The sequence below is a fragment of the Pseudarthrobacter raffinosi genome, assembly GCF_023913735.1.
GTDB classification, from domain to species: Bacteria; Actinomycetota; Actinomycetes; order Actinomycetales; family Micrococcaceae; genus Arthrobacter; species Arthrobacter raffinosi.
On sequence record NZ_JAMXBH010000022.1, the window covers coordinates 57,748 to 83,365 of the forward strand.

A 25,618-nucleotide genomic window follows, 5' to 3' on the forward strand; every position below is an offset into this window, starting at 1 on the left:
TTCCTCCCCACTCTGTCTGGGACCTGAGAGTTTCCGCGCAGCCTGCTTCCGCTAGGCTGCGCTTGCACCGTCGGTGGGCACAGCGGTCCTGACATTCCGGAGTGATCCGGGACGCTTCAGGCGGACGGCCTGCCACTTTCCAGAGTTGCCTGGCCGCGGCGGTACGTGGGCCTGAGAGATTCCTGGGGAGGATTTGCTCCTACGGCGCCTGTTGTACCTACTAACAGAACTCTCCCGCCGCAGATCAAAGGCATATTCAGATTTTGTGGCGGCCGCAGATGGTCGCCACGCGGTCCAATTCTCCTACGCCCCGGGCCACCGGGCAAATGAGGTCGGCGGATTCTGCTCAATCATTCCGGTGTGGAGCTCCAGCGCGCCCGGATGGACGCGGGCTGCACCAGAAGGCTGGCCGAATGATTGAGCAGAATCAGCCGCGAAGCCGCTCCACGGCAGCGAGGAGCTCCTCAATGTCTCCATGCCTGCCCCGGCTGTCCCCGGTGGTACCGCTTTCCCACATGGCGTTGAAATACAGCCCGTCCCCCATGTACAGCACGGCTTTCGCCACGGCCGTGCCGACGTCGGCCGCGATCAGGTCCAACCATTGCTGCTGGATGGCGGCAAAGCGGCGCCGGGCCTCTTCATGGGCCACTTCAGCCAGCCGGGTGGCGGCCACGAAGGAGCGGTCCATAGGCGAGTCGGACCAGAGCGAGGAACGGATGAAGTAGGCCGCCGCACCTTCGGCTGCTGCGGCCATCAGCGCGAGGTCCTCGACGGCCAGTCGGTCCAGCCGCTCCAGCACCGCAGCGATCAGCGCTTCCTTGTTGGGGAAGTGGTAGAGCAACCCGCCCTTGGATACGCCGGCCCGCCTGGCCACCGCGTCCAAAGTGGCAGCCCGCTCCCCCACATCGATCAGGAGTTCTTCAAAAGCGTCGAGGACTGCATCGCGTGCGACGGGATTTCTGGCCATGGCTTCAATCATGCACGCTCCGGGCCCCGTTTCTTAACTATACCGTCTGGACGGTATAGTTATTGATATGACGTTGTCCACACAGTCCAACCAGAACACCCGAAGCACATCCACCATGGCAGCCGACCTCAGGCCGTCAGGGCCCGTCAAGGCGCCCTGGCGCGACTGGCTCGCGCTGGCCCTGCTGATGTTTCCGGTGCTCCTGGTTGCGGTGGACAACACTGCGTTGACGTTTGCACTTCCGGCCATCGCGAGCAGCCTGGAAACCACCGGAGTCCAGCTGCTGTGGATTGTGGACGCCTATCCCCTGGTGCTTGCCGGCTTGCTGGTTGCCATGGGCAGCCTGGGTGACCGGATCGGGCGCCGACGGCTGCTGCTGACCGGCAGCGTTGGCTTCGCCGCGGTCTCAGCAGCAACAGCCTTTGCCCCCAGCGCAGAGTGGCTGATAGCGGGCCGGGCAATGCTGGGGTTCTTCGGCGCCATGCTGATGCCCTCCACCCTGTCGCTGATCCGCAACATTTTTCCGGACCCAAACCGGCGTCGGCTGGCCGTGGCCATTTGGGCTGCCGGCTTCTCCGGCGGCGCCGCCCTGGGTCCCATCTTCGGCGGGTGGCTGGTGGAGCAGTTCTGGTGGGGCGCGATCCTGCTGGTCGCCGTGCCCATCATGCTGCCCCTGCTGGCGTTCGGCCCTGCCTTCATCCCGGAATCAAAAGATCCGCGCCCCGGGCGGGTGGACGTGCCCAGCATCGTCCTGTCCCTGCTGGTAATGGTGCCCGTTGTGTATGGCATCAAGGAGCTGGCGACCGATGGTTTCGGGGCCGCTCCTGTGGGTCTTGTTGCCTTTGGCCTGGCCATGGGCGTCGTCTTTGTACGCCGCCAGCAGCGGCTGGCCAGCCCCCTGCTGGACATATCACTGTTCGGCAACCGGGTCTTCAGCACTGCCATCACGGCAAACGTGCTGGCCCTGTTCTCCTTCAACGGCTTCATCCTGTTCCTCGCCCAGCACCTGCAGCTCCTGGACGGAATGACGCCGTCGGCCGCCGGAATTGCCATGATCCCGGCCCTGGTGGCAACAGTGCTGGCTGGGCTGGCAGTGGTGCCGCTGGTCCGGAAGGTGCGTCCGGGCTTTGTGGTGGCGGGTGGCCTGGCCCTGAGCGCCACCGGGTACGGAATCGTGGTCTTCGGTGACCACGGCTCCGGCCCGGCCCTCCTGCTGGCCGCGCTGCTGATCCTTGCCCTGGGCGTGGGCACAGCGGAAACCATTTCCAATGACCTCATCCTGGGCTCCGTTCCAGCGGAGAAGTCAGGAGCGGCGGCCGCCATCTCCGAAACGGGCTATGAGGTGGGGTCCCTGCTGGGGACGGCGATGCTGGGCTCCATCCTGACCGCTTCCTACCAGCACAATCTCCGACTTCCGGCCGGGGTGGAGGAAATGGCGTCGGGCACTGCAGTACACCTCGCGGGTGAAACTCTGGCGGGCGCCGTGGAACTGGCCGCCGGCCTGCCTGCTCCACTGGCGGAAGCGCTCCGCGGCGCAGCACGCCTGGCGTTTGATTCGGGCGTCCACACCACTGCGGCAATTGCGCTGGTACTGATGGCGAGCGCGTCAGTCCTTGCCGCCGTCGTACTCCGGAAAGTTCCGACGGCAGACTAGGGGCCCGTCTCCGGCAAGCCGGCGAGCGCACAATAAACGCCCGGCGCAGGAAGTCCTTCCTGCGCCGGGCGCCTGTGGCCTCACTATGGGCCGGCGACTACTTGGCGTCAGGGGCGGTGACGCTGGCGGAGGCCTTCATGGTCTCGGCGTTCACCATCCACGCGTACTGTTCCAGCTTGGCGATGAATTCATGGAGCAGGTCCGCGGTGGTGGGATCCTCTTCGTCCACTTCGTCATGGACCTTGCGCATGGTGCCCACGGCAGCCTCAAGCGCGGCAACGATCCGCTCGATGGCGTCCTTCGTGTTGATGAGGCCTTCGGGGAACTGCGCGAGGCTGGTGGACTTGGCCACGGTGGCACTGCGGCCGTCCGGCAGGGCATGAAGGGCGCGCATCCGCTCGGCCATGTCATCCGCGAACTGCCGGGCGGCATCCACGATTTCGTCCAGCTGCAGGTGAAGGTCCCGGAAGTTGTTCCCCACAATGTTCCAGTGGGCCTGCTTGCCCTGGATGTGCAGCTCAATCAGGTCCGCAAGTACGGCCTGCAGGTTATTGGTCAGCGTCGGTGAAGCTTTCATGAATCCTCCTCGATTGGTCCAGTAGTCCCGACGCTATCAGCCGCGGGATCGATCGCGGCAGGCCGGAAGCAAATTTCTCAGTGAGCTTACTAATCTCACGGAGCGAGATAAAAGAACGGAATTCATTTAAACCATTGCGCGAAAGCCGTCCACCCTCCATACTAAATGAACGTCATTCATTTAGTGACGGTCGTCTCACTGGAAGTAAGCACATGATTGAAATTTCCTGCCTCGACTCACCCACGTCCCTGGCCCGGACAACGCCGTCCGTCCGCCCTGCCCTTCGGGTGGGCGTTGTGCAGCACCGCTGGCATGCAGACGCTGCCGTCCTGCAGGCGGAACTCGATGAAGGAATCGGCCGCGCAGCCAGGCTCGGTGCCACGGTGGTATTCCTCCCCGAACTCACCCTCTCCCGTTACCCCGCGGACACGCGCCCGGAGAATGACACCACGCGCCCTGGAGCGGTGCGGCCCCGGCCGTCGGACATCGCTGAGGACCTGCTCACCGGACCCACCTTCCGGTTTGCTGCCGAGTCGGCCCGCCGCCACGGCGTGGCTGTCCATGCCTCGCTGTACCAGCAGGCACCGAACCCGGACGGCAGCGACGACGGCCTGGGGCTGAACACCGCCGTCCTGGTGTCGTCCGAGGGCGAACTGCTCGCCCGCACGCACAAGCTCCACATCCCGGTCACCGCCGGCTACTACGAAGACAAGTTCTTCCGCCAGGGGCCGGCGGCCGCGGATGCCTACGAGGTCCACGCGCCGGCACAACTGGGCGGCGCCCGGCTGGGCATGCCCACCTGCTGGGACGAATGGTTCCCGGAGGTGGCCCGGCTCTACTCCCTCGGTGGCGCAGAGATCCTGGTCTACCCCACCGCCATCGGCTCAGAGCCGGACCACCCGGAATTCGACACCCAGCCGCTGTGGCAGCAGGTCATTGTGGGCAACGGCATCGCCAACGGGCTCTTTATGATCGCCCCCAACCGCTGGGGCAGTGAAGGAACGCTGAACTTCTACGGCTCCTCCTTCATCTCCGACCCCTACGGCCGCGTCCTCGTGCAGGCCCCGCGTGACGCCTCCGCAGTGCTGGTGGCAGACCTCGACCTGGACCAGCGGCGGGACTGGCTGACGCTCTTCCCCTTCCTGTCCACGCGCCGCCCCGATACCTACGGCCGGCTTACGGAACCCGTACGCCGTGACCAGCCGCTCGGCGGCGAAGAGCCAGGGATTTCGACAGGCTCAATCAACCGTCAGCAGGTGACCGCATGAGCACGTGGCGCATGCCCGCCGAAACCGCTCCGCAGGAGCGGCTGTGGATGGCCTTTCCCACCGGCGGTTACACCCTGGGTGACACGGAGGAAGCTGCCCACGCAGCCCGGTCCACCTGGGCAGCGGTGGCCAACGCCGCCGTCGAATTTGAGCCGGTCACCGTGGTGGTGGACCCCGACGACGTCGGCATCGCCGCCCGCTATCTGCACCCGGCCGTCGAGGTACTTGCCGCCCCGCTCAACGATGCGTGGATGCGAGACATCGGCCCCACGTTTGTGCTGGACCAGGACGGGAGCCTCGGCGCCGTCGACTGGGTCTTCAACGGCTGGGGCGCCCAGAACTGGGCGCGCTGGGACAAAGACGCGCTGATCGCCGGCGAAGTCTCGGGCCGGTCCGGGGCCACGCACATCGTGTCCGCGCTGGTCAACGAAGGCGGCGGCATCCAGGTGGACGGCCAGGGAACCGTGCTGGTGACCGAAACCGTGCAGCTGGATCCGGGCCGCAACCCGGGACTCAGCCGGGCCGACGTCGAAGCCGAGCTCGCCCGGACCATCGGCGCCACGCAGGTGGTCTGGCTCCCGCGCGGACTGGCCCGCGACTCGGAACGGTTCGGCACGCGCGGTCATGTGGACATCGTGGCCGCCATCCCCTCCCCCGGCACACTGCTGGTGCATTCCCAGCAGGACCCCCGCCACCCGGACTTCCAGGTAAGCCGCGACATCATCGAGCACCTGCGCACCACGAGGGACGCGGCCGGACGGGAGTGGACCATCATCGAAGTCCCGGCCCCTGAAGTGCTCTGGGATGACGAAGGCTTTGTCGACTACAGCTACATCAACCACGTCGTGGTCAACGGCGGCGTCATCGCCTGTACGTTCGGGGACCCCAACGATGACAAGGCGCTGCAGATCCTGGCGGAGGCCTACCCCGGCCGGCGTGTGGTCGGCATTGACGCCCGTGAGCTCTTCGCCCGCGGCGGCGGCATCCACTGCATCACCCAACAGCAGCCTGCTGCTTCGTAGAAAGCGCTGGACAATGACCCAAACCACCCGCACGAACACCCCCGCAGGCCAGCCATCCGGGACCGACCCGGCCGGCTCGGCGCACGGCATCACCGCAAAAGGACTGAAGGGCGGGCAGCTGGGCCTCCTCGCCGTCGTCGTTCTTGGCATTTCCACCATCGCACCGGCCTACACGCTGACCAGCGCCCTGGGCCCCACGGTTAATGAGGCGGGGCTCCAGCTGCCCGTCATTTTCCTGATCGGGTTCATCCCCATGATCCTGGTGTCACTCGCCTACCGGGAACTCAACGCCGATTCCCCGGACAGCGGCACCACGTTCACCTGGGTCACCAAAGCGTTTGGCCCCTGGGTGGGCTGGATGGGCGGCTGGGGACTGCTGGCCGCCAACATCATCGTCCTGTCCAACCTGGCGGGCGTGGCCGTCGACTTCTTTTATCTCTTCCTGTCGCAGCTGACGGGTGCGCCTGAACTCGCGGACCTCGCGGCCAATAAGCCGTTGAACGTCCTGACGTGCTTCGTGTTCGTGGCCCTCGCCGTGTGGGTGAGCTACCGCGGCCTGCACACCACCAAGCTGGTCCAGTACGGACTCGTCGGATTCCAGCTGCTGGTCCTGGGGCTTTTCGTGGGCATGGCGTTCGCGAACTGGTCCACGTCGGAAACGGCCATCCCGTTCAGCTGGGAGTGGTTCGACGTCACCAGGATCGAGACGTTCGGGCAGATCGCTGCCGGCATCTCGCTGTCGATCTTTGTCTACTGGGGCTGGGACGTCTGCCTGACGGTGAATGAGGAAACCGCCAACGGCAAAAAGACGGCTGGACTGGCGGGCACCCTCACCGCCGTCGTTGTCCTGGGGATCTACCTGCTGGTGACCATTTCCACCATGATGTTCGCCGGCGTCGGCGATACCGGGATTGGCCTGAACAACGCTGAGAACCACGAGAACCTCTTCACGGCGCTGGCCTCGCCGATCATGGGGCCGTTCGCCATCCTGATGTCGCTCGCGGTGCTGTCCAGTTCCGCTGCGTCCCTGCAGTCCACGTTCACGTCTCCGTCGCGCAGCCTGCTGGCCATGGCCCACTACGGTGCGCTGCCTGCGCCGTTCAGCCACATCAGCAAGCGTTTCTCGACGCCGGGCTTCGCAACAGTGGCGGCGGGCATCCTGTCCGCTGGGTTCTATGCGGTGATGCATGTGATCAGCGAAAACGTCCTGAACGACACCATCCTGGCCCTCGGCCTGATGATCTGCTTCTACTACGGCCTGACCGCCATCGCCTGCGCCTGGTACTTCCGGAACAGCGTGTTCAGCAGCGTCCGCAACTTCATGCTGCGGCTGCTCTGCCCGGTAGCGGGCGGCGTCGGATTGTTTGTGGTTTTCCTGCAGACAGCCATGGACAGCTGGGCGCCGGAGTTCGGCAGCGGTTCGGAGGTCTTCGGGGTTGGGCTGGTGTTTGTCCTGGGCATCGGGATCCTAGCGCTCGGGGCTGTGCTGATGGTGATCATGGCACGCCTCCGCCCGGGGTTCTTCCGCGGCGAAACCATCCGCCGGGACACTCCTGCACTTGTGGTCCCGGAGTAGTTGCCCCACCCACAGCACACAGCACGGCGCCCTGCCCGGAAAGTCTCCGGAGCAGGGCGCCGTTTTGGTTTCCTGATCTTGTCTCAACTGCGGTTCAGCAGCGAACCGCGGGTCACCAGAAGTGCGCTACATCCACCACCATGCGCGATCCGGATCCGGGGCCGTCCAGGGTGAAGACCCGGAACGGGAGCCGGGCACGGACACCCAGTCCGATGCTGGTGTAGCCTTCGAAGCTGCCCGCGTAGGCCACCTGCCGGAAGGTCTGGTATCCCGATACGTCGGACAGTTCGGCCTTTGCCGCCGGGCTGTAGGTGACGTTGTAATTGCTGTCATAGGACGGTGCGTTCACAGTTACCTGGAGGAATGCGCCACCCCGCATCGGGATTTCAAAACCTGAACCGTCCTGGACCACGGTCGGAACGTACTGAACCGTGTAGCCGGCAACAGGGCCGTTGAGATCAACCACCATCCGGTCAAAGCAGTAATGCTGCCCTGTCCGGACGTTGGTGACGGATGCGGTGCTCATGGCCGGGTCTGATTCAGCCAGCGATCCCCATACGAGTCCGCAATACGATGTGGTTGCCGAGGCGGGCCCCGGAGCCAGGAAACCCAATCCGACAGCCATCAAAATGACTGTCAGCCACGTATGAATCTTTTTCATTGTGGGCCACCCTTCGAGTGATTAGGTAGCTCAAGCGTAGGAGTCTCCAAGGCCACTCAAAAGGGTTGTTGCCGCTTCGGCGCGGAACCGTTAATCGGCCTTGGTTCCGGTCACGCGGGCGTAATTCTAAAGCACTTTACGGGGCCATCGATACGCTATTAACACCGTTTCTGCACCCTGCCGTTATGCATAATAACGACGCCGGCGCACCTCACCGGAGTGCCGCCGTCGGCCGTTCAGCCTTCGCACTCGATGCAGTACTTCAGGCCGTTCTTTTCGCGTGCAATCTGGGACCGGTGCCGGACCAGGAAGCAGGATGAGCAGGTGAACTCATCGGACTGTTCGGGAACCACAATGACCGTCAGCTCTTCGCCGGAGAGATCGGCTCCGGGAAGGTCGATGCCTTCGGCGGTGTCGGTCTCCTCGACGTCGATGACAGCGGTCTGGGCACTGCCGCTGCGGGATGCCTGCAGGGCCTCCAGCGACTCGGCAGAAGCCTCGTCGTCAGTCTTGCGTGGAGCGTCGTAATCGGTAGCCATGGCATGTTCACTTTCGTCGCTGCACGGCACCATTTCAGGCACCTCAGTGAAGCAGTTTAGGTCATTATGCCGCTACTTGGGCAACAGTGTGGCCAACCAGACAGATTTCGTCGCTTCGCCCGCTACAGACGAGGTAGAGACTTTTCTCGACAAGCACGGTTTCGCGGATTACGCCGAATGGCACTGGACATTTGTGTTGGAACTGTCCAGGGAGCGGCCAGAAGGTATTGATGCAACCTTGACGGTATCCGGGGGCGAAATCTGAGAAGGCGCCTGCAGGATGGATTCGCGGGCCACTGGAGTCTGCAAATCCACCCGAGGAGGCCGCCATGGATGCCGCACTGTCCCTGCCCCCGGCCGACGTGACGCGCTCGTCTATCATTGATCCCACCCGGCGGGCAGCCCGCGTCGCATCCGATGCGGCCGATGCTACCCCCGCATCACTTGGCCTGCGCGTAGTCGTGCTGGTGCCCGCTTACAACGAGGCCAGCTCGATCGGGGCAACCCTCGATGGCCTGATGCTCCAGTCCCGTCCCGCGGACCTCATCGTGGTCATCCCCAACGGCTGCACCGATTCAACGGCCTGGGAAGCGCGGAAGTACCCCGTGTCCGTGATGGAGCTTCCACGATTGCAACACCGCAAATCCGAGGCCCTGAACCGGGCCTGGGCAAAGTACGCATTCGACGCCGACGTGGTCATCTGCCTGGACGCGGATACGGTCCTGCCCCCGAACGCCGTCGAAGCCTGGTGCCGGGAGTTCAGCGCCGAAAAGGGCGCGCTCATCGGTGGCTCGTCGTCGAAGTTCACGATGCAGGACCCCGGATTTCTGAGCCGGCTGCAGAAGGCTGAATTCGCCACGTGGACCGATACGGCCCTGAGACGGGGCCGTACCAGCGTTCTGGCAGGAACCGGCTGCGCCATCAATAACGCCGTCCTCCGGCAGATCGCGGCCCGGGACGACCGGGAAGGGCCGTGGGTCTACACCTCGCAGGTCGAGGACTTCGAACTGACCTATCGCATCCGCGAACTGGGTTTTATCTGCCAGGTATCCCCGGACGTCCGCGCCTACACCGACTCGATGAAGACAGTCAAAGCACTGTGGGGCCAGCGGATGAAATGGCAGGTCGGCACCGTCGAAGACCTGCTGGACCTTGGAATTAACCGGCTGACCCTGCGTGACTGGGGCCAGCAGGCCATGGGTCTGCTGGGCGTGTTCCTGAAGCTGCTGTGGATCGCAGTAATTGTCCTGTCACTCTCGTTGGGAGTGTTTCACTTCGTCCTGTTCTGGTGGCTGGTGCCAATCCTGTTCGTGGCGCTGGACATCAAACGGGCGCTTCGGATTCCGCACCGCGACTGGAAGGACGTCCTGATAGCAGCCACGTTCTTCCCGCAGGAATTGTTCATGTGGCTGCGGTCCGGCTGGTTCCTGGCCTCCTGGTGCGCAGTCCTGACCGCAAAGATCACCCGGCGGCGGATAGACCGCTGGGAAGCGCAATACACAGCCGAGGAAATCAACTAACAATGTACGGAATGAACACCGCTCTTCCCGCTTCCGGAGCCGCTCTGGGCGCAACCGGGCTGGCGCACACCGGCTTGGACGTCATGTCTGCACTGCTAACCGCGCTGGGCGTGATGCTCATAGGTGTGGCCCTGCTGGGGCTGGTCCGCCGGGACAACAAGGCACGTCCCTGAGTCCCGGGTCAGGGAGTCCGGCGCGCCTGCAATGCGGACTTGAACGCTGAGGCGGAGGTGGCGCTGCTGTTGATGCGCCAGTCGGTTTCTTTCTGGAGGTGGAACCACACGAAGCCCACGACATCGGGCTGGGCCGCCAGATAAGACACGAGCTCAGTGTTCCAGGCAGCCTTGTTGCCTCCGGCTTCGCTGGAAGCTGTCTCGCTGATCAGGATGGGAACTCCTGGTGCCAGGGCACGCAGCTGGGCTATTCCCGGAGCGAAGAGATCCTGCGGCGATATCCAGCCGCTCCATGAGGCGGAAGTGCCCCAGTTGTACCCGTCGAGGGCTACAACATCCACATATCCGACGCCGGGAAAGAGACCTGCGAGATCGGTGGAACCGTAGTAGGGGACATTCGGGCTCCAGACCCAGGACACGTTGCCGGCACCGGTGGCAGCAACAATGTCGTGAACATGGCGCCAGGCATTTACGTAGTCACCGGGCTGATTGCCGTTTACGCCTTCGGCCCACGGGTACCAGTTTCCGTTCATCTCGTGGGCGAATCTGAGCTGGACCGGCTGGCCCCAGGCAGTAAGTGCCTGGCCCCACTGCGTGATGTGGGCGTCAAAGTCGCCGGCGGCAATTCGGTCCAGGGAGTAGCCCGGCTGTTCCGTTCCACCGCCCCAGGCCCAAGGTTCCCAGGTGATGAGCGGGACGGCGCCTCGTGCCCGGACGGAGTTCATCTCGGCGATGGGAGGCGCCTGGAGGAAGTCCTTGTAGAAGAGAATGGTGGACGGGCTTTCGCCGGACAGCTGCGCCACTTCATCCAGTTCGCCGCTGGCCAGCGGGCCGCTGGCAGTGGCGACCCCGAACCGAAGCGCGGCCGTGCTGACCGGAGGGAGCGTCGGGACCGGTGCGGTCACAGTGAACACGGACGAGGCCTGGATGGAAGAGGTCTTGGCCGTGATGGTCAACGATCCCTTGGCTGCGGAAGGGATGGTGATCGAAGTACTGAAAGCACCCGAAGCCGCCGTTTTGAAGGGAAAAGTCGTGGCACCGGCAATCACAGTCCCCGCGGTGGAGGCTTTGAACCCCGTTCCGCTGACTGTGACGGCGGATCCTGCCAAACCAGTGGCCGGGCTGAGGGAAATCCGGCCTGTGGCAGGCGCTGCCTGGGCGGCCTGGGCCGGCATCAGTCCCAAAGCCAGACCCAGGCCAACCGCTGCCGCGATAGATTTCAACGTTCTGAGCATGGCGATCGGTCCCCGCAATCGGCAAGGCGGTTGGAAATCCGCCGGTCAGGTGGTGCCTACCGGCACTTTCCTGATCCTAAGGGCTCGGCGCCGATCAGAGCGGATTTTTTCGAAAATTTTTTGAGAGAACTCACGGGCCTCTGGTGGTTCCCGCGTCCTGGGTCGCGGCCAGGAGAAGAGATTTGCCTCTTCGGAAGCGTCACGATCAGGGAATGAGGTTGTCGGCCCGGTATCGGTCGAAGAGCGCAATGAAGGCGTCCAGCGTCCGCCTGTAGCCGGTGAACCCGGCATCCCGACTCTTGCCCATGTCTGTCACTACCTCAATGCCGCGCCCAAGGTCACTGTCCGTGTGCCACCAGGACGCCACGCGATCCAACTCCGGTTCGCTGAGGTGATGGCGCCCGGCAAGCTCCCTCCACTGGTCTTCCCGCCCTGACATGGACTGCTCGAGGGGACGGGGCTCCCCCTCGTACCCCTCCCACTCCACGCCGAAGTAGGCCGCGAGCTTCGGCCACATCCAGCGCCAGCGGAACACGTCGCCGTTGACGATGTTGAAGGCCTCGTTAGCGGCCTTCCGTGTGGTGGATGCCCAGAGCATGTGCTCGGCGAGCAGGCCGGCCTCCGTCATGTCGGTCAGACCGTTCCATTGCGTCTCGGATCCCGGAAAGACGAAAGGCTCCCCGCTCTCCCGGCAAAGGGTCGCCTGGGCGGCGAGAGTGAGACCCATGTTCATGGCGTTGCCCACCGCGTGCCCGATCACCGTGTGCGCTCGGTGCACAGACCACGTGAACCCTTGCTCCGCCGCAGCGGCCCAGAGTTCATCCTCTTGCGCGTAGTAAAAGTTCCGCACCGGCAGGCGCGGCTCCTCCTCATGGAAGGGCGTGTCGGCCATCTCTCCGGCTGCGTACGCCTCGAAGGGTCCGAGGTAGTGCTTGAGACCGGTCATCAGCGCAACATGTGCTACGTCCTTGCCCCGAAGTGCAGCGAGGAGATCGCGAACCATGCCGGCATTGACTGTGATGTTCTCCTCCTCGGTGCCACGCCTTGACCACGCCGTGAAGAAAACATGCGAGGGATTCTCCGGCCCGAGCACACTGACCAACGATGCCGCCGAGGTCAGGTCTGCGGAGAGCCACCGTACCCCGGGGCGCTCCGCTCCGGGCCTGCGGGACAGGGCAAGAACGGCCCACCCCTCGCCCGCCAGGCGGTCGACGAGGGCGGACCCGGCGATGCCGGTGGCTCCCACTACGAGAGCCGTCCGTTGCGTGCCCGCTGTTGTTCCTGTGCCGATAGTCATGGCGCTCCTCCTGGTGTGTGCTGTTCATGCCCGCGCGTCGGTCAGGCCGTCAGGCTACAGGCCCGGCTGCAGTCAAGCCGACGTCGGCCTAATAGCGACAAGCCACCCCTCCCAGCAGATATTCCTCCCACCCGAGCTGCTGCAGAGCAACTCAACAGAGATTTGGGGGCGGTAGTTAGGTGAGAGCGCGCGGTTGCGTCGCGGCAAGAAACCGGTCTGAGGTCCCTACACCCCGGCGTATCCGACCACGTCGACCCGGCCTCCGCGCCGCTGTCTCCGGTGGCGTACCAGTGGGATGCTTGAGAAACAGGAAAGACCTCCGGGCGGTTGGAGCCAGATTCCCAGCCTGTCTCCGGCGGCCCTCCCTTTCAGCTCTCGGGTTAAAGACAGTCCGCATGAGGCATCGGGGGTAGGACTGCAGGCCAGGCCATTTACCAAGCCCCGCGGGCGCATTAGAACCGACGGAAAACGTCCAAATCCTGCACGGAATCCGCGCGTTCGCGTCATGGGCTCCGGATTAAAACCGCAGGTCAAAGCCACAACTAGAGCCTCCTGTCGGATTCGAACCGACGACCCCCGCTTTACAAGAGCGGTGCTCTGGCCAACTGAGCTAAGGAGGCGCGCCCCCGAGGGGCGTGCGCCGCAACGGCGCTAGATAAGGTTAGCGCAAGTCCGCCCGCTCGTAAAAACGCCGGCAAGGGCGAACCGGAGCCAACACAAAGGACCTGCTTCCGGAATCGATCCGGAAGCAGATCCTCTGGGTGGTAGGACTTAGCCCTTCGCGGTGATCGCTGCCTGCAGGAACTCAGGGAACGGGGTCTGCGCGCTGGCACCCTTGCCCCACTGCTGGCCGTCCACAAACACCGTGGGCGTGCCGGTGACGCCGATCGCCGCGGCCTGCTTGGTTGTGAACTTCACGTACGGGCGGTAGGTCTTCTCGTCGATGCACGTGTCAATGTTCTTGGCGCCGATGTCCGTGGCCATGGTCTTGAGCTTGTCGTCAGAAAGACCGGCGGTACCTTCGGCAGGCTGGTTGGCGAACAGCGAGTCCACAAACTCCGCGTACTTCTCCGGAGACTCATTCACAACACACGCGGCGGCGTTGGCTGCACGGGAGGAGTAGTTCGTGGAGGACCGGTTGTCCAGGAACCCGAGCCCCCGGTATTCCACCGTGATCTTGCCGTCGTTGCGCAGCGTCGTCAGCTGCTCGTTGTACTGTGCCTCGAAGTTCTTGCAAACCGGGCAGATGAAGTCAACGTACAGGACCACCTTGACCGGCTTTCCGGCCTTAGCTTCGGCACCGGGGGCAACCACTTCAGCCGGCGCGGTTTTCGGGGGCTCCCCCACGGAGGCTGCGTCAACGGTGGCTGCTTCCAGCTTCGCGACGTCGGTATTGGCCAGCAAGGTGATGCCACCGTTGACGTTACCGTTGGCCGGCGTCGGCCCCTGGTCAGCGATCGGGGCGTTCTGCCGCATCGTTGTGGTCAGCACCAGCCCCACCACCACAAGGATGGCCACCACGGCCACCACAATGCCCCAGCCGATCAGCAGCTTGTTGCGCTTGTCCTTCGTCAGCTGCGCCTCACGGATCAGGCGTGCCTTCTCGCGCGCCTCCGAGGTTCGCTCAGCCTTGGACTTACGTATTTCATTTGCGGGGCTCATGTGTTCCTTGGGTCGATCGACATAGGGGGACCACTCTGTGGCGACTCCACCATTTTAGGGGACAAACCTGAGAGCTTGCGCTTTCAACTATTCCGCCCGAATAACCAACGGACGAATAGCCCCGAAGATTCCATCCTATTAAGGTGGCTTAAAGGCACAAGCAACCCCAGGGGGCCGCAATGCAAACACCCGTCCAAGAAAAGCCAACAGCTGTACCTGCAACCGGCGCCGCCGCGAGCAGCCACAGCACGGCCGCCACGTACGATTTTATGGTTGTCTCCAACAGGCTGCCCGTTGACCGCTGCGCGCCAGGTGAGAGCGGCGACGACGGCTCCGGCTGGCGCCGCTCCCCCGGCGGCCTGGTGACTGCCCTCGCACCCATGATGACCAAGACCGACGGCGCGTGGGTGGGTTGGCACGGCGCCCCGGACGAAACCGTCGAGCCTTTCAGCCACGGCGGCATGGACCTCGTGCCCGTCCAGCTGAGCAACGACGACGTTGAGCTCTACTACGAGGGTTTCTCCAACGCCACCCTGTGGCCCCTATACCACGACGTCATCGCCCCGCCGGAGTTCCACAGAACCTGGTGGGACGCCTACCGCAGGGTCAACCAAAGGTTCGCCGACGCCGTCGTACGCCATGCCGGCCAGAGCGCCACGGTGTGGGTCCAGGACTACCAGCTGCAGCTGGTGCCGCGGCTGCTGCGCCAAGCGCGGCCGGACCTGCGGATCGGGTTCTTCAACCACATCCCCTTCCCCCCGCCGGAAATCTTCGCCCAGCTGCCGTGGCGGCATGCCATCATTGACGGCCTGATGGGTGCAGACCTCGTGGGCTTCCAGCGCCCCAGCGACGCCGGCAACTTCATGCGCTCCGCCCGCCGGTTCCTCGGCGCCAGCGTCAAGCAGCAGCAGGTGCATGTGAAGGGGAAGGACGGCGAAATCACGCACATCGCCAGGGCCCAGGCCTTCCCCATTTCCATCGACGTAGCCCAGATCAACGAGCTGGCCCACAACCCCGAGATCATCGAGCGTGCACGCCAGATCCGCCAGGATCTCGGCAACCCCAAAACCATCCTCCTTGGCGTGGACCGGCTCGATTACACCAAGGGCATCCGGCACCGGCTCAAGGCGTTCGAGGAACTCCTGAACGAAGGCAAGCTGACGGTCGGCGACGCTACGCTGATCCAGGTTGCCAGCCCCAGCCGCGAACGGGTTGAGCAGTACCGCCTCCTGCGCGAGGAGATCGAAGGCACGGTCGGCCACATCAACGGCACCTACGACACCATCCAGAACACGGCGGTCCGCTACCTGCACCACAGCTACCCCGTGGAGGAGATGGTGGCGCTGTACCTCGCCGCCGACGTCATGCTCGTGACTGCACTGCGGGACGGCATGAACCTCGTGGCCAAGGAATACGTCACTGCCCGCAAGGACAACGACGGCGCGCTGGTCCTCAGCGAGTTCGCCGGCGCCGCGGACCAGCTCAAGCAGGCGCTCCTGATGAACCCGCACGATATCGACGGTCTCAAGGACACCATCATGCGGGCCGTCGATTTGCCTCCCAAAGACGCCGCGCGCCGCATGCGGTCCATGCGCAAGCAGATCCTGGAACACGACGTCGACCATTGGTCAGCTGACTTCCTGGCCGCCCTGAACGAGAAAGTTGTGCGCGATGACTCCTGACGCCCGGCCCGCCAAGGGCCCGCTCACCTTGTCCCCTGAACTCCGGCAGGCCGCCCGGCGCATCGCCCAGACGGAACACCTGCTGGTGGCCATGGATTTCGACGGCACCATTTCCCCGCTGGTTGACCGCGCCGACGACGCCCGCCCGCTTCCGCGCTCGGCCGCCGCTTTCGCCGGGCTCGCCGCCCTTCCACGCACGACGACGGCACTCCTCTCAGGCAGGGCCCTCGCCAGCCTGCGCGCGGTCGCCTCGCCCCCGGTGGACACGTTGCTGATCGGCAGCCATGGCGCCGAGGCGTGGCTGGGCCCCGGCTCCGCGGAGCTGACGCTGGACGAGGCCCAGCGCCTGCTGCTGGCCGAAGTCCGAGGCGTCCTCGAGGAGATCGTTGAGCAGGCACCGGGCACGCTCCTCGAAGATAAGCCCGCGGGCGTCGTCCTGCATACCCGGCTGGCCACGGACGATGTTGCCGAGGACGCGGTGGCTGCGGCCCGTTCCGTTCTCCAGGACCGCAAGGGCGTTTTCCTGAAGAACGGGAAACGCGTCCTGGAAACATCGGTAGTCAACGCCTCCAAGGGCGAGGGCCTGACGTTCCTGCGCCAGATCACCGGGGCCACTGCGGTCCTCTTCGCCGGCGACGACGTCACGGACGAGGACGCCCTGGCACGCCTGGAATCCGGCGATGTGGGCGTCAAGGTGGGTCTGGACTTCACCCAGGCCGAGTTCCGGGTGGAAGCACCGGCCCACGTGGCCGAACTGCTCGAAGCGCTCCTGCAGGAACGGAGCCTGGTGGTGGCCGAAGAAGAGCCCGGCAGTGACTGAACCTCGGGGACATGTCCAACCTCACATGTGACCTCCGTAACATTTGCACCAATACGCCAATCGTCTGACATACTCTTGGTTGTGATGTGGCGCACAGGAACCGTGCGGCGTCACGTGATACTCCTCGGCTTCGGCCGGGGAGTACACGGCTGCAATGCCGTGGATAACTGAATTACATGAACCATTCACAACGGATCGTCCGGCACGTACCTGCCGGTGAAGGGATTGATAACTGTGGCTACAGTTACTTTTGATAACGCTACGCGTCTGTACCCGGGCACAGAGAAGCCCGCTGTTGACAAGCTCAACATCGAAATCGCCGATGGCGAATTTCTGGTCCTCGTAGGACCCTCCGGTTGCGGTAAGTCCACCTCCTTGCGCATGCTCGCAGGCCTTGAGGACGTCAACGCCGGCCGGATTCTTATTGGCGACCGCGATGTCACCGATGTTCCGCCGAAGGACCGCGACATCGCGATGGTTTTCCAGAACTACGCGCTGTACCCGCACATGACGGTTGCAGACAACATGGGCTTTGCGCTGAAGATCGCCGGCGTCTCCAAGGAAGAGCGCGCCGAGCGTGTCCGTGAGGCCGCCAAGCTTCTTGACCTCGAGCCGTACCTGGACCGCAAGCCGAAGGCACTCTCCGGTGGCCAGCGCCAGCGTGTTGCCATGGGCCGCGCCATCGTGCGTAACCCGCAGGTGTTCCTCATGGATGAGCCGCTTTCCAACCTGGACGCCAAGCTCCGTGTCCAGACGCGTACGCAGATCGCATCCCTGACCCGCCGCCTCGGCGTCACCACCGTTTACGTCACCCACGACCAGGTCGAGGCCATGACCATGGGTGACCGCGTGGCTGTGCTGAAGGACGGCCTGCTGATGCAGGTTGACACCCCGCGCAACCTCTACGACAAGCCCAAGAACGTCTTTGTTGCCGGCTTCATCGGCTCCCCCGCCATGAACCTGCTCGAACTGCCCGTGGTCGACGGCGGCGTTCAGTTCGGCGGAACGGTTTACCCCGTGCCGCGCAACATTCTCGAAGAGGCCCACGGCAGCACCGTCACCCTGGGCAGCCGCCCCGAGGACCTTGAGCAGGCCTCTCACGGTGAGGGTCTCCAGGTCGAGGTCGACGTTGTTGAAGAACTCGGTGCCGACGCCTACGTCTACGGCCACACGACGCTGGACGGCAAGGACCACGACATCGTGGCACGCGTCGACGGCCGCCGTCCCCCGCTGAAGGGCGACACCATCTACGTCCGTCCGCAGTCGGGCCACGTGCACCTGTTTGACACCAAGACCGGTCTGCGCCTGGGCGACTAGTCCCCACCGATGATCGAGCCTTTCGACGTCTAACCGACGGCGGCCCTCCTGACTGGACGGGCCGCCGTCGGCGTTTGAGCCCGATGTTTAGGCCAGCCGCCCCTCTGTACGAAAGAATTGATCCATGACCGACGAAAACAGTGCACAGTGGCACGACGAGCCCACGGACTACGCGCAGGTCGGCAAACTGCCGCGCTTCGAGGCAGCGAGCGCCAAGGATGACAAGGTCCTTGCCGCTTCCAGCTCGCTGAACATCACGGCGGCGTCCGCGGAGCCCGAACTCCTGGACCTACCCTGGCACATCGCCCTGGAGGACTGGCCGGCCGAGAACCTGGCAGCGCTCCCCCGCGGCATCTCGCGGCACATTGTGCGTTTCGCGCACCTGGGCGGCTCCGTCATCGCCATCAAGGAAACGTCCGAGCATGTGGCCCGCCACGAGTACCACATGCTCCGCAAGCTGGCCCGCCTGGACGTCCCGTGCGTTGTCCCGGTAGCAGTCATCACAGGCCGGACCACCCTGGATGGGCGGCCCTTGAACCCCGTCCTGGTCACCCGCCACCTGAAATTCTCCATGCCGTACCGGGCCCTGTTCTCGCAGATGCTGCGCAAGGACACACTGACCAGGCTCATCGATGCTCAGGCCCTGCTGATGGTGCGGCTGCACCTCATCGGCTTCTATTGGGGCGACGTCTCGCTCTCCAATACGCTCTTCCGCCGTGACGCGGGCGCGTTCGCCGCCTACCTGGTGGACGCCGAAACCGGCGAGCTGTATCCCGATCTTTCCACCGGCCAGCGCGAGTACGATCTCGAGATTGCCCGAGTCAACATCGCCGGCGAGCTGATGGACCTCCTGGACGGCGGCCTGATCGAGGAAAAGGTGGACCCGGTGGCCACCAGCGAACTCATCATGGAGAGCTACCGGCGCCTGTGGACGGAACTGACCGAGAAGGAATCCTTCGAGATCGGCGAACGCTGGCGCGTGGCCGCCCGGATCCGGAAGCTCAACGAGCTCGGGTTCGACGTCGAGGAATACGCCATCAAGACCACCCAGAACGGTTCCACCATCCAGCTCCAGCCCAAGGTGGTCGACGCCGGACACCACCAGCGCCGGCTGCTGCGGCTGACCGGACTGGACGCCCAGGAGAACCAGGCCCGGCGCCTGCTCAATGACATGGACTCCTTCCGGGCGGACAACAACCCGGGGATGGACGAGGAATACAGCGCGCACCTGTGGGTCAGCCAGGTCTTCGAGCCGATTGTGCGCTCGATCCCCCGCGACCTGTCCCGCAAGCTGGAGCCGGCGGAGGCGGTCCACGAGGTGCTGGAGCACCGCTGGTACATGTCCGAGGAGCAGGCCCGCCACATTCCGCTCGCCGAGGCAGTGCAGTCCTACATCGAGTCCGTCCTGCGCCACCGCCGGGACGAAGCCGCCATCATGCTTAACCCGGATACTGCGATGCTGAAGATCCTCGAAGTGGAAACCGAGGAGTCCTCCCGCTATGGCGCCGACGAATCCATCGAAGAGTACCCTGACGTCGACGACTGACGCGGACCGGGAGCCGGTTCCGGGCCGCGGTGGCAGCATAACTGTGTTAACACACCCCCAACTAGGTAGCAGTAACTGTCGTTATGAGCGCTCAAAACGACAGTTACTGCTACCTAGTTTCGTGGCAGGTGGCGGCCTTTAGATAGCCTTGCCCGGGTTCAGGATGCCAGCCGGGTCAAAGAGTTCCTTGACCCTGCGCTGGAGCTCCCTGACGGGTTCCGCCTGCTCCAGGCCGAGCCAGCGCAGTTTGTACTGCCCGATCCCGTGCTCGCCGGTGATGGTCCCGCCCATTTCGAGTGCAGCCTCAATGGAGGCGTCCAGGGCGAAGTTCAGCCGGGCCATGGCGTCAGCGTCCACCTCACTGTCCTGGCGGTCGATCCAGAACGTGGGATGCAGGTTGCCGTCGCCCGCATGCGCCACCACCTTGAGGCTCACACCATGTGTTGCCGCGAGGTCTTCCAACGCCGCCACGTAATCCACCAGGCGTGAGCGCGGCACGGCCACGTCCTCGCCCACACGGTATTCGTCATCCACTTCCACGCCCCGGCTGTTCCGGCGGAGCTCCACGAGCTGCTCGGCTTCCGCCGTGGATTCCGTGCTCACCGTTGCCCCGCCGGCTGCTAGGACGGAACGCACGACGTCGGCCTCCGCCGCTGCCCCGAACCCGTCGGTCTGGATCAGGAGCAGCGAACGGCCGCGGGAGCTCAGGTCGGAGCCGTGGAGATCGTCCAGCTGGGCAAGCGTCCCGCCGTCGAGCAGTTCCATGATGGCCGGCTGCACGCGGGCCCGGCCCACCGCCAGGACGCCGGCAGCGGCCTGCCTGAAGTCCGGGTAGAACGCGGCGATGGTGTGCACGTCACGGGGCAGGTACTTGAGCCGGACGGTCGCCCCCACCACGATCCCCAGAGTGCCCTCAGAGCCCACAAACAGTCCCGTCAGGTCGTAGCCCGCTACGCCCTTGAATGTCTGGTGGCCGGTGTGGATCAGGGACCCGTCAGCCAGCACCACATCCAGCGCCAACACTGAGTCCCGGGTTACGCCGTACTTGGCGCAGCGCAGTCCCCCGGCATTCGTGGCAACGTTGCCGCCGATCGTGGAGGAACGGAAGCTCGCCGGATCCGGCGCGTACATCAGGCCATGCACTGCGGCGGCCTCGTTGAGGGCAGCGTTGACCACGCCGGGTTCGACGACGGCGGTCTCGTCGTCCGGGTTGAGGTCAAGAATGCGGTTCATCCGTTCCAAGGACAGGACTACGCAGTTCCTGCTCGCGTGCGCACCGCCGGACACGCCTGTTCCGGCTCCGCGGGCCACGACGGCGACGTTGAGGGCCGCACACAGCCTGACCACGGCCTGCACGTCCGCCACAGACCCGGCGAAGACCACCGCCTCGGGGAGCTGGAAATCCGTGATGGGGGCCTGGTCCACGGCATACCTCGCGAGCAACTCCTCTTCGGTACTGACCTGCCCTGACCCGAGGGCGCCCACCAGCTCTTCAACCAAGCTGCCCACGCAGCCTCCCGTTCCGTCGTCGTTGTCGTTCTTCCTCAGTCTAGGCGGGCCACGACGTCGCAAACGCGTCACAATCCCGGGCTGCTGCAAGCGTTTCCACAGATCAGACCCATTTCTCCTAGAACACCGAATTGCATCTCCAAATACATGCTGGAAGCGTTTCCATATCATGACGCTGCTCAACTAGGCTGATCAGCATGTCTGTTGATTCCATGATCACCACCGCAGCTCCGCTGGCAGGTCCGCTGACCCTCATCCACGATGCCGACAACGCCCCCGGCTGGTGGCGCTCCGCCGTCATCTACCAGGTGTACCCGCGGTCCTTCCGGGACCTCAACGGCGACGGCATCGGCGATCTCGCCGGGATTACCGCGGAACTGCCGCAACTGGCCGAGCTGGATGTGGACGCCGTCTGGCTGTCCCCCTTCTACAAATCCCCGCAGCGCGACGCCGGCTATGACGTCAGCGATTACTGCGACGTGGATCCGATCTTCGGCACCCTGCGTGACTTCGACGTCATGATTGCCGAGGCCAACCGGCTGGGGTTGCGGGTCATCGTGGACCTGGTTCCCAACCACTGCTCGGACCAGCACGTTGCTTTCCAGGCAGCCCTCGCCTCCCCGGCAGGGAGCCCGGAGCGCGACATGTTCATCTTCCGGGACGGGACGGGGCCTGAAGGCCACGAACCACCCAACAACTGGCAGTCCCATTTCGGCGGTCCGGCCTGGACCCGGGTCACGGGGCCGGACGGCCAGCCGGACCAGTGGTACCTGCACCTGTTTGATTCCTCCCAGCCGGACTTCAACTGGGACAACCCGGCCGTGCACGCCGAATTTGAGCGAGTGCTCCGTTTCTGGCTGGACCGCGGGGTCTCCGGCTTCCGGGTGGACGTCGCCCACGCTTTGGTCAAGGCCCCGGGCCTGCCCGCCTGGGGCGGCCGGGCCGACGGCGGCAGCTCAGACGGCTTCCCCGGTCATGAGGCTCCGATGTTCGGCCAGCCGGCCCTGCACGACATCTTCCGGGCCTGGCGCCTGATCCTGGACGGGTACGGGCCGGACCGCATTCTGTGTGCCGAAGCCAACGTTGACCCGCTCCCCCGCCTCGCCGACTGGGTCCGGTCCGATGAAATGCACCAGGCCTTCAACTTCCCCTACCTGCACGCCGGGCTGGACGTTTACCGGATGCGCAGTGTTATTACGGACTCGCTGACTGCCCTGGACGCAGTAGGAGCCACCAGCACCTGGGTGCTCTCCAACCACGACGTGGTCCGGCATTCCAGCCGCTTTGGTTACAACGGGTCCGGTCCGCGCGATGGCGACGGCATCGGTGCGGCCGATCCGCAGCCGGATACAGCCCTGGGCCGCCGGCGTGCAGCCGCCGCCTCCCTGTTTATGCTGGGACTGCCCGGCGCCGCCTACCTGTACCAGGGTGAGGAGCTTGGGCTGCCGGACGGCATCGATATTCCGGAGCACCTGCGGCAGGATCCCACGTTCGCACGCACCGGAGGGGCCCGGCTGGGCCGCGACGGCTGCCGGGTTCCCCTCCCGTGGCGCAGCACAGAACGGCACCTGGGCTTTGGCTCCGGCCAGGACCCCTGGCTTCCCTTGCCGGCGAGCTTCGCGGACCTGGCACGGGACGCACAGGCCGCATCGCCGTCGTCGCATCTTTCCCTGTACCGGAAAATGCTGGCGGTGCGCCGCGAACTGGGTTTGGGCCGCGGGTCACTGGCTTGGGCCGAGGACTGGTGCAGCGGTTCGTCACTGGCGTACCTGAACGGCGATACGCTGGTGCTCATGAACCTCAACCACGAACCGCTGGAGATGCCGGCAGGCAGCGTCCTCGTCCGCAGCGCCGGCTCCGACTCTGGCTCTGGCTCTGGCTCTGACGCAACCCACTTCCTGGCGTCCGGGGAAACGGTGTGGCTGCGGGTTGGCGGAGGCGACGCGGCATAGTGGGACTTGCGGGCATCAAGGACGTTGCCGACCGCGCCGGGCTGTCGATCGCCACTGTGTCGCGGGCGCTCAGCGGCAAGGCGAACGTGTCGGCCAAGAGCCGGCAGCTGGCAAAGGCGGCAGCCGACGAACTGGGCTTCGTCCCGTCATACCACGCGTCCAGCCTGGCCTCAGGCCGTAACCACAACGTGGGGCTGGTGGTCCCGTCCATCCACCGCTGGTACTTCTCGTCCGTGGTGGAGGGCGTGTCCGGCACCTTGCTCGACGCCGGCTACGACCTCACCCTGTACAACGTGGGTGACCGGCCGGAACGCCGGCACAGCGTCCTGAACGACTTCCTGGTCCGCAAGCGGCTGGATGCGGTCATCGCTGTGGCGCTGGTCCTGAGCGAGTCAGAAATCAAACAGCTCTTGGCAATCCACCGTCCGATCGTCGGCATCGGCGGTGCCCTGGCCGGTGCATCCACTATCAGGATTGATGACGCCCGCCTGGCCAGGACAGCCACCGAGCATCTCATCGGGCTGGGCCACACGCGTATCGCACACATCACCGGCGATGCCGAATTGAACCAGGACTTCAAACTCCCCGGGATACGCCGCGCCGGCTTTGAGGCAGCCATGGAGGCTGCGGGGCATGCTGTCCGCCCCGAATGGGTAGTGTTCGCGGACTTCACTATCCAGGGCGCCTACGTGTGTGCCCGTAATCTCCTGGCCTCCGCAGCCGGGCGGCCCACCGCGGTTTTTGCAGCCTCCGATGAGATGGCGATCGGGGCCATCCTGGCCGCCCGCGATTTCGGCCTGCGCGTGCCGCAGGATCTCTCCGTGATCGGCATGGACGGGCATGAACTGGGCGAGGTCTTTGGGCTGACCACCATCAACCAGGATGCGCGCGGCCAAGGCGCCCTGGCGGCGCGCATGCTGTTGGAAACGATCGACGCCGGCGCGAGGCGGCCTGCCAAGGGCACGCCACCGTCAGCAGCGGCCACCGACCGGGAGTACCCTACGGAGTTCCTCGTCCGGAACAGCACGGCCGTCCCGCCGGCCTGACCGTGCCCCTCAGTCCATTCTGAGCTGGGTCCGTCCCAAACTGCTATTCAGGGCCGGCCGTCAGGCCTAAGCTTCCCCGCCCATGAACCTCGCGAAACGGTCCAGCACCTTCGGCCAGCCGGCAGCATAGTCGGCGCGGGCTGCGGCAGGATCCTCCGCACCTTCCCAGCCGTTGTGGACCAGGCGCAGCTCAGTCCCGGATTCCACGGCCCTGAACGCGACTCGCAGCTCGGTGGACCAGATAGCGGTGGTCCCAGGATGCCAGGACGCGTGGAAGGAAAGCGGCGGCTGCCAGTCATCTATGGAACCCCAGACGGCGGTCCTGCCGTCGTCAGCTGTCTCCACGATGAGGTTCTCTTCAAACTCAACGTAAGATCCTGCGCCGTACACACCGTGTGAATCCAGCGGCCACCACAAGTGCGTGTGATCCGTGAAGCCGGCGAACGCCTGCGCCACCGGCCCCGGCACAGTGACAGTGCAGATGACAGGTTCAAGGTTCTCTGCGGGATCAACTGAAGCGGGGAGGGCGTCGTCCGCGTGGCTGAAAAGGTTCTCCATGGACGCCAACTCTACGCGGCTCCAGCATCCGCCACAGTCGACGCTCTCTCACTTCCCGCGGGTTTCCGGGCTCTTCACAGTTGAGGGTGTAATCGCTGGCTGGATGTTGGCTGGCGCGTCGGTCCCGGGGCAGCGATGCGCAACCGCAGCCGGAGGCCCGATCTTGTGACACCGTTCGCAGTGGACTTCTTCGCGTACCCGCTCAGATCGGTCAACGGCGCACCCGATAGCGCAGGTGAAGCACCCGGTTGCCCTGAATCACCACGTCGGGATCCTCCAACAGGTGCTGTGCGTGGACCGACCCGAAGTAGCGCTTGCCGGACCCGAACACGACGGGTACGACATCCATGCGCACCTCGTCGACCAGGCCCGCGGCAAGCACCTGGCCACCGACGTCGCCAGCGCCGACCTCGACGATGCGGTCACCCGCGAGCTCCTGCGCCTTGGCCACGGCTGCCTCGACGCCGTCGACGAAGTGCAACGGCGCCTCGGGGTCCCAGCCCTCGGGCTTCGGCCGGTGCGTCACGACGACCACGTGGTCGACCCCGCCCGGAGGCTTCCCGTCCCAGCCGTCCGTCATGTCGAAGACATGACGGCCGACGATTGTCGCCCCGATCTGGTCCCAGTACGGCCGGGTGTAGTCGTAGGACCTCTGCGACACCTTCAACTCGCCGCTCTCGTCCAACGGGACGTCACCGCTGGACAACCAGTCGAACAGGGTCCGGGCTGGTCGTTCTCGTCCGCGATGAAGCCGTCCACCGACACCGAGCTGTACATGACCACCTTGCCCACGGGGCTCTCCTTTGCTTTGAGGTTGCCCCACATTAGCAAGTCGTGAGTTGTCGCTCTTGTAAGAATTCAATCGGCCTGCAGCGGCCAGCCGTCCAGCGCGTGGCCGGGATGTTCGCGCAGGAACCGCCGCCTGACTTCGATGTCCCGGGTCACCGTGTCCCGTGCCATGCTCTTGAGCCGACAAGTCGTGGTCAGATGAGGTCAGACGAAAGCCGTCGTAGGGGTTGCGTCAAGCACGTCGAGGT

General features: G+C 64.8%; 22 protein-coding genes, 1 tRNA gene, 1 pseudogene and 2 riboswitches. Of the genes and pseudogenes, 13 read left to right on the forward strand and 11 right to left on the reverse strand.

The genetic code is table 11. The features are described 5' to 3' along the window. Positions 1-2 precede the first annotated feature (2 nt). A riboswitch (glycine riboswitch) is annotated at positions 3-148 on the reverse strand. Position 149: 1 nt separating this feature from the next. After that, a riboswitch (glycine riboswitch) is annotated at positions 150-247 on the reverse strand. 180 nt (positions 248-427) lie between these two features. After that, entirely contained in the window at positions 428-967 is a 540-nt protein-coding gene (locus NG698_RS18105; protein WP_252603436.1) for a TetR/AcrR family transcriptional regulator, read from the reverse strand. 115 nt (positions 968-1,082) lie between these two features. On the opposite strand from NG698_RS18105, the gene NG698_RS18110 reads away from it, so the two are divergent. Then, complete coding sequence (locus NG698_RS18110; protein WP_252611438.1) at positions 1,083-2,621, forward strand: MFS transporter; 1,539 nt, start codon at positions 1,083-1,085, stop codon at positions 2,619-2,621. A gap of 97 nt (positions 2,622-2,718) precedes the next feature. Here the strand turns inward: NG698_RS18110 and NG698_RS18115 are convergent, their stop codons facing one another. Continuing rightward, positions 2,719-3,198, reverse strand: a complete 480-nt coding sequence (locus NG698_RS18115; RefSeq protein WP_252611414.1) for a Dps family protein — start codon at positions 3,196-3,198, stop codon at positions 2,719-2,721. Between the two features lie 212 nt (positions 3,199-3,410). Here NG698_RS18115 and NG698_RS18120 point away from each other — a divergent pair, with 212 nt between their 5' ends. From NG698_RS18120 to NG698_RS18130, 3 genes are read left to right on the forward strand one after another with little or no spacing between them, the layout of a single operon-like run. Further along, on the forward strand, positions 3,411-4,466 hold the full coding sequence (locus NG698_RS18120) for a nitrilase-related carbon-nitrogen hydrolase (protein ID WP_252611416.1): 1,056 nt from the start codon (positions 3,411-3,413) through the stop codon (positions 4,464-4,466). Next, entirely contained in the window at positions 4,463-5,488 is a 1,026-nt protein-coding gene (locus NG698_RS18125) for an agmatine deiminase family protein (protein WP_252611418.1), read from the forward strand. Before NG698_RS18120 ends, NG698_RS18125 begins: the two co-directional genes overlap by 4 nt. Before the next feature lie 13 nt (positions 5,489-5,501). Then, entirely contained in the window at positions 5,502-7,064 is a 1,563-nt protein-coding gene (locus NG698_RS18130) for an APC family permease (protein WP_252611419.1), read from the forward strand. Between the two features lie 112 nt (positions 7,065-7,176). Here NG698_RS18130 and NG698_RS18135 read toward each other — a convergent pair whose 3' ends face one another. Beyond that, a complete protein-coding gene (locus tag NG698_RS18135; protein WP_252611421.1) occupies positions 7,177-7,725 on the reverse strand; it encodes an AMIN-like domain-containing (lipo)protein in 549 nt (182 codons plus the stop codon). Between the two features lie 236 nt (positions 7,726-7,961). After that, a complete protein-coding gene (locus tag NG698_RS18140; RefSeq protein WP_252611423.1) occupies positions 7,962-8,264 on the reverse strand; it encodes a DUF4193 domain-containing protein in 303 nt (100 codons plus the stop codon). Positions 8,265-8,352: 88 nt separating this feature from the next. Here NG698_RS18140 and NG698_RS18145 point away from each other — a divergent pair, with 88 nt between their 5' ends. From NG698_RS18145 to NG698_RS18155, 3 genes are all read left to right on the forward strand, one after another. After that, the gene (locus tag NG698_RS18145) at positions 8,353-8,529 is read left to right on the forward strand and encodes a hypothetical protein (protein ID WP_252611425.1); all 177 of its coding nucleotides are present in this window, start codon (positions 8,353-8,355) and stop codon (positions 8,527-8,529) included. A gap of 64 nt (positions 8,530-8,593) precedes the next feature. Beyond that, entirely contained in the window at positions 8,594-9,784 is a 1,191-nt protein-coding gene (locus NG698_RS18150; RefSeq protein WP_252603418.1) for a glycosyltransferase family 2 protein, read from the forward strand. An 11-nt stretch (positions 9,785-9,795) separates the two neighbouring features. Beyond that, positions 9,796-9,957 (forward strand): LPXTG cell wall anchor domain-containing protein, encoded by a 162-nt coding sequence (locus NG698_RS18155; protein ID WP_252603415.1) that lies wholly within the window; start codon positions 9,796-9,798, stop codon positions 9,955-9,957. A gap of 8 nt (positions 9,958-9,965) precedes the next feature. Here NG698_RS18155 and NG698_RS18160 read toward each other — a convergent pair whose 3' ends face one another. From NG698_RS18160 to NG698_RS18175, 4 genes are all read right to left on the reverse strand, one after another. Further along, complete coding sequence (locus NG698_RS18160) at positions 9,966-11,192, reverse strand: glycosyl hydrolase (protein ID WP_252611427.1); 1,227 nt, start codon at positions 11,190-11,192, stop codon at positions 9,966-9,968. Positions 11,193-11,397: 205 nt separating this feature from the next. Continuing rightward, positions 11,398-12,489, reverse strand: coding sequence for an SDR family oxidoreductase (locus tag NG698_RS18165; protein ID WP_252603410.1), 1,092 nt, complete (start codon positions 12,487-12,489; stop codon positions 11,398-11,400). Between the two features lie 546 nt (positions 12,490-13,035). Beyond that, a tRNA-Thr gene (locus tag NG698_RS18170) sits at positions 13,036-13,109 on the reverse strand. Between the two features lie 151 nt (positions 13,110-13,260). Further along, positions 13,261-14,151: a DsbA family protein gene (locus tag NG698_RS18175; protein ID WP_252611429.1), complete on the reverse strand. Its 891-nt coding sequence runs from the start codon at positions 14,149-14,151 to the stop codon at positions 13,261-13,263. A gap of 179 nt (positions 14,152-14,330) precedes the next feature. On the opposite strand from NG698_RS18175, the gene NG698_RS18180 reads away from it, so the two are divergent. The 4 genes from NG698_RS18180 (at position 14,331) to NG698_RS18195 (ending at position 19,516) form a co-directional block, all read left to right on the forward strand. Beyond that, positions 14,331-15,833 carry an alpha,alpha-trehalose-phosphate synthase (UDP-forming) gene (locus tag NG698_RS18180; RefSeq protein ID WP_305884356.1) on the forward strand — a complete coding sequence of 501 codons (1,503 nt, stop codon included), beginning with the start codon at positions 14,331-14,333 and terminating at the stop codon, positions 15,831-15,833. Continuing rightward, complete coding sequence (otsB, locus tag NG698_RS18185) at positions 15,823-16,653, forward strand: trehalose-phosphatase (protein WP_252603758.1); 831 nt, start codon at positions 15,823-15,825, stop codon at positions 16,651-16,653. Before NG698_RS18180 ends, otsB begins: the two co-directional genes overlap by 11 nt. Positions 16,654-16,887: 234 nt before the next feature. Next, positions 16,888-17,970, forward strand: a complete 1,083-nt coding sequence (locus NG698_RS18190; RefSeq protein WP_056346563.1) for an ABC transporter ATP-binding protein — start codon at positions 16,888-16,890, stop codon at positions 17,968-17,970. Between the two features lie 124 nt (positions 17,971-18,094). Next, positions 18,095-19,516 (forward strand): DUF4032 domain-containing protein, encoded by a 1,422-nt coding sequence (locus NG698_RS18195; protein WP_252611431.1) that lies wholly within the window; start codon positions 18,095-18,097, stop codon positions 19,514-19,516. Positions 19,517-19,654: 138 nt separating this feature from the next. Here the strand turns inward: NG698_RS18195 and NG698_RS18200 are convergent, their stop codons facing one another. Further along, entirely contained in the window at positions 19,655-21,025 is a 1,371-nt protein-coding gene (locus tag NG698_RS18200; RefSeq protein WP_252611432.1) for an FAD-binding oxidoreductase, read from the reverse strand. Positions 21,026-21,222: 197 nt separating this feature from the next. On the opposite strand from NG698_RS18200, the gene NG698_RS18205 reads away from it, so the two are divergent. Further along, a complete protein-coding gene (locus tag NG698_RS18205; RefSeq protein ID WP_252611434.1) occupies positions 21,223-22,977 on the forward strand; it encodes a glycoside hydrolase family 13 protein in 1,755 nt (584 codons plus the stop codon). Then, positions 22,977-24,023 (forward strand): LacI family DNA-binding transcriptional regulator, encoded by a 1,047-nt coding sequence (locus NG698_RS18210; RefSeq protein ID WP_252603924.1) that lies wholly within the window; start codon positions 22,977-22,979, stop codon positions 24,021-24,023. The genes NG698_RS18205 and NG698_RS18210 overlap by 1 nt, the downstream gene beginning before the upstream one ends. Before the next feature lie 66 nt (positions 24,024-24,089). On the opposite strand, the gene NG698_RS18215 is transcribed toward NG698_RS18210, so the two are convergent. Together NG698_RS18215 and NG698_RS18220 are read right to left on the reverse strand one after the other, a co-directional pair. Beyond that, complete coding sequence (locus tag NG698_RS18215; RefSeq protein ID WP_252603925.1) at positions 24,090-24,581, reverse strand: SRPBCC domain-containing protein; 492 nt, start codon at positions 24,579-24,581, stop codon at positions 24,090-24,092. A gap of 211 nt (positions 24,582-24,792) precedes the next feature. Continuing rightward, positions 24,793-25,373: pseudogene (locus NG698_RS18220) on the reverse strand (dihydrofolate reductase family protein). Positions 25,374-25,618: the final 245 nt, after the last annotated feature.

Bases quoted from the DNA above. Each gene is read 5' to 3' on its own strand.
- NG698_RS18105 (WP_252603436.1), bottom strand. From the start codon at position 967: ATGGCCAGAAATCCCGTCGCACGCGATGCAGTCCTCGACGCTTTTGAA.
- NG698_RS18205 (WP_252611434.1), top strand. From the start codon at position 21,223: ATGTCTGTTGATTCCATGATCACCACCGCAGCTCCGCTGGCAGGTCCG.
- NG698_RS18150 (WP_252603418.1), top strand. From the start codon at position 8,594: ATGGATGCCGCACTGTCCCTGCCCCCGGCCGACGTGACGCGCTCGTCT.
- NG698_RS18155 (WP_252603415.1), top strand. From the start codon at position 9,796: ATGAACACCGCTCTTCCCGCTTCCGGAGCCGCTCTGGGCGCAACCGGG.
- NG698_RS18115 (WP_252611414.1), bottom strand. From the start codon at position 3,198: ATGAAAGCTTCACCGACGCTGACCAATAACCTGCAGGCCGTACTTGCG.
- NG698_RS18135 (WP_252611421.1), bottom strand. From the start codon at position 7,725: ATGAAAAAGATTCATACGTGGCTGACAGTCATTTTGATGGCTGTCGGA.
- otsB (WP_252603758.1), top strand. From the start codon at position 15,823: ATGACTCCTGACGCCCGGCCCGCCAAGGGCCCGCTCACCTTGTCCCCT.
- NG698_RS18120 (WP_252611416.1), top strand. From the start codon at position 3,411: ATGATTGAAATTTCCTGCCTCGACTCACCCACGTCCCTGGCCCGGACA.
- NG698_RS18175 (WP_252611429.1), bottom strand. From the start codon at position 14,151: ATGAGCCCCGCAAATGAAATACGTAAGTCCAAGGCTGAGCGAACCTCG.
- NG698_RS18215 (WP_252603925.1), bottom strand. From the start codon at position 24,581: ATGGAGAACCTTTTCAGCCACGCGGACGACGCCCTCCCCGCTTCAGTT.
- NG698_RS18130 (WP_252611419.1), top strand. From the start codon at position 5,502: ATGACCCAAACCACCCGCACGAACACCCCCGCAGGCCAGCCATCCGGG.
- NG698_RS18110 (WP_252611438.1), top strand. From the start codon at position 1,083: ATGGCAGCCGACCTCAGGCCGTCAGGGCCCGTCAAGGCGCCCTGGCGC.
- NG698_RS18195 (WP_252611431.1), top strand. From the start codon at position 18,095: ATGACCGACGAAAACAGTGCACAGTGGCACGACGAGCCCACGGACTAC.
- NG698_RS18160 (WP_252611427.1), bottom strand. From the start codon at position 11,192: ATGCTCAGAACGTTGAAATCTATCGCGGCAGCGGTTGGCCTGGGTCTG.
- NG698_RS18125 (WP_252611418.1), top strand. From the start codon at position 4,463: ATGAGCACGTGGCGCATGCCCGCCGAAACCGCTCCGCAGGAGCGGCTG.
- NG698_RS18180 (WP_305884356.1), top strand. From the start codon at position 14,331: ATGCAAACACCCGTCCAAGAAAAGCCAACAGCTGTACCTGCAACCGGC.
- NG698_RS18140 (WP_252611423.1), bottom strand. From the start codon at position 8,264: ATGGCTACCGATTACGACGCTCCACGCAAGACTGACGACGAGGCTTCT.
- NG698_RS18165 (WP_252603410.1), bottom strand. From the start codon at position 12,489: ATGACTATCGGCACAGGAACAACAGCGGGCACGCAACGGACGGCTCTC.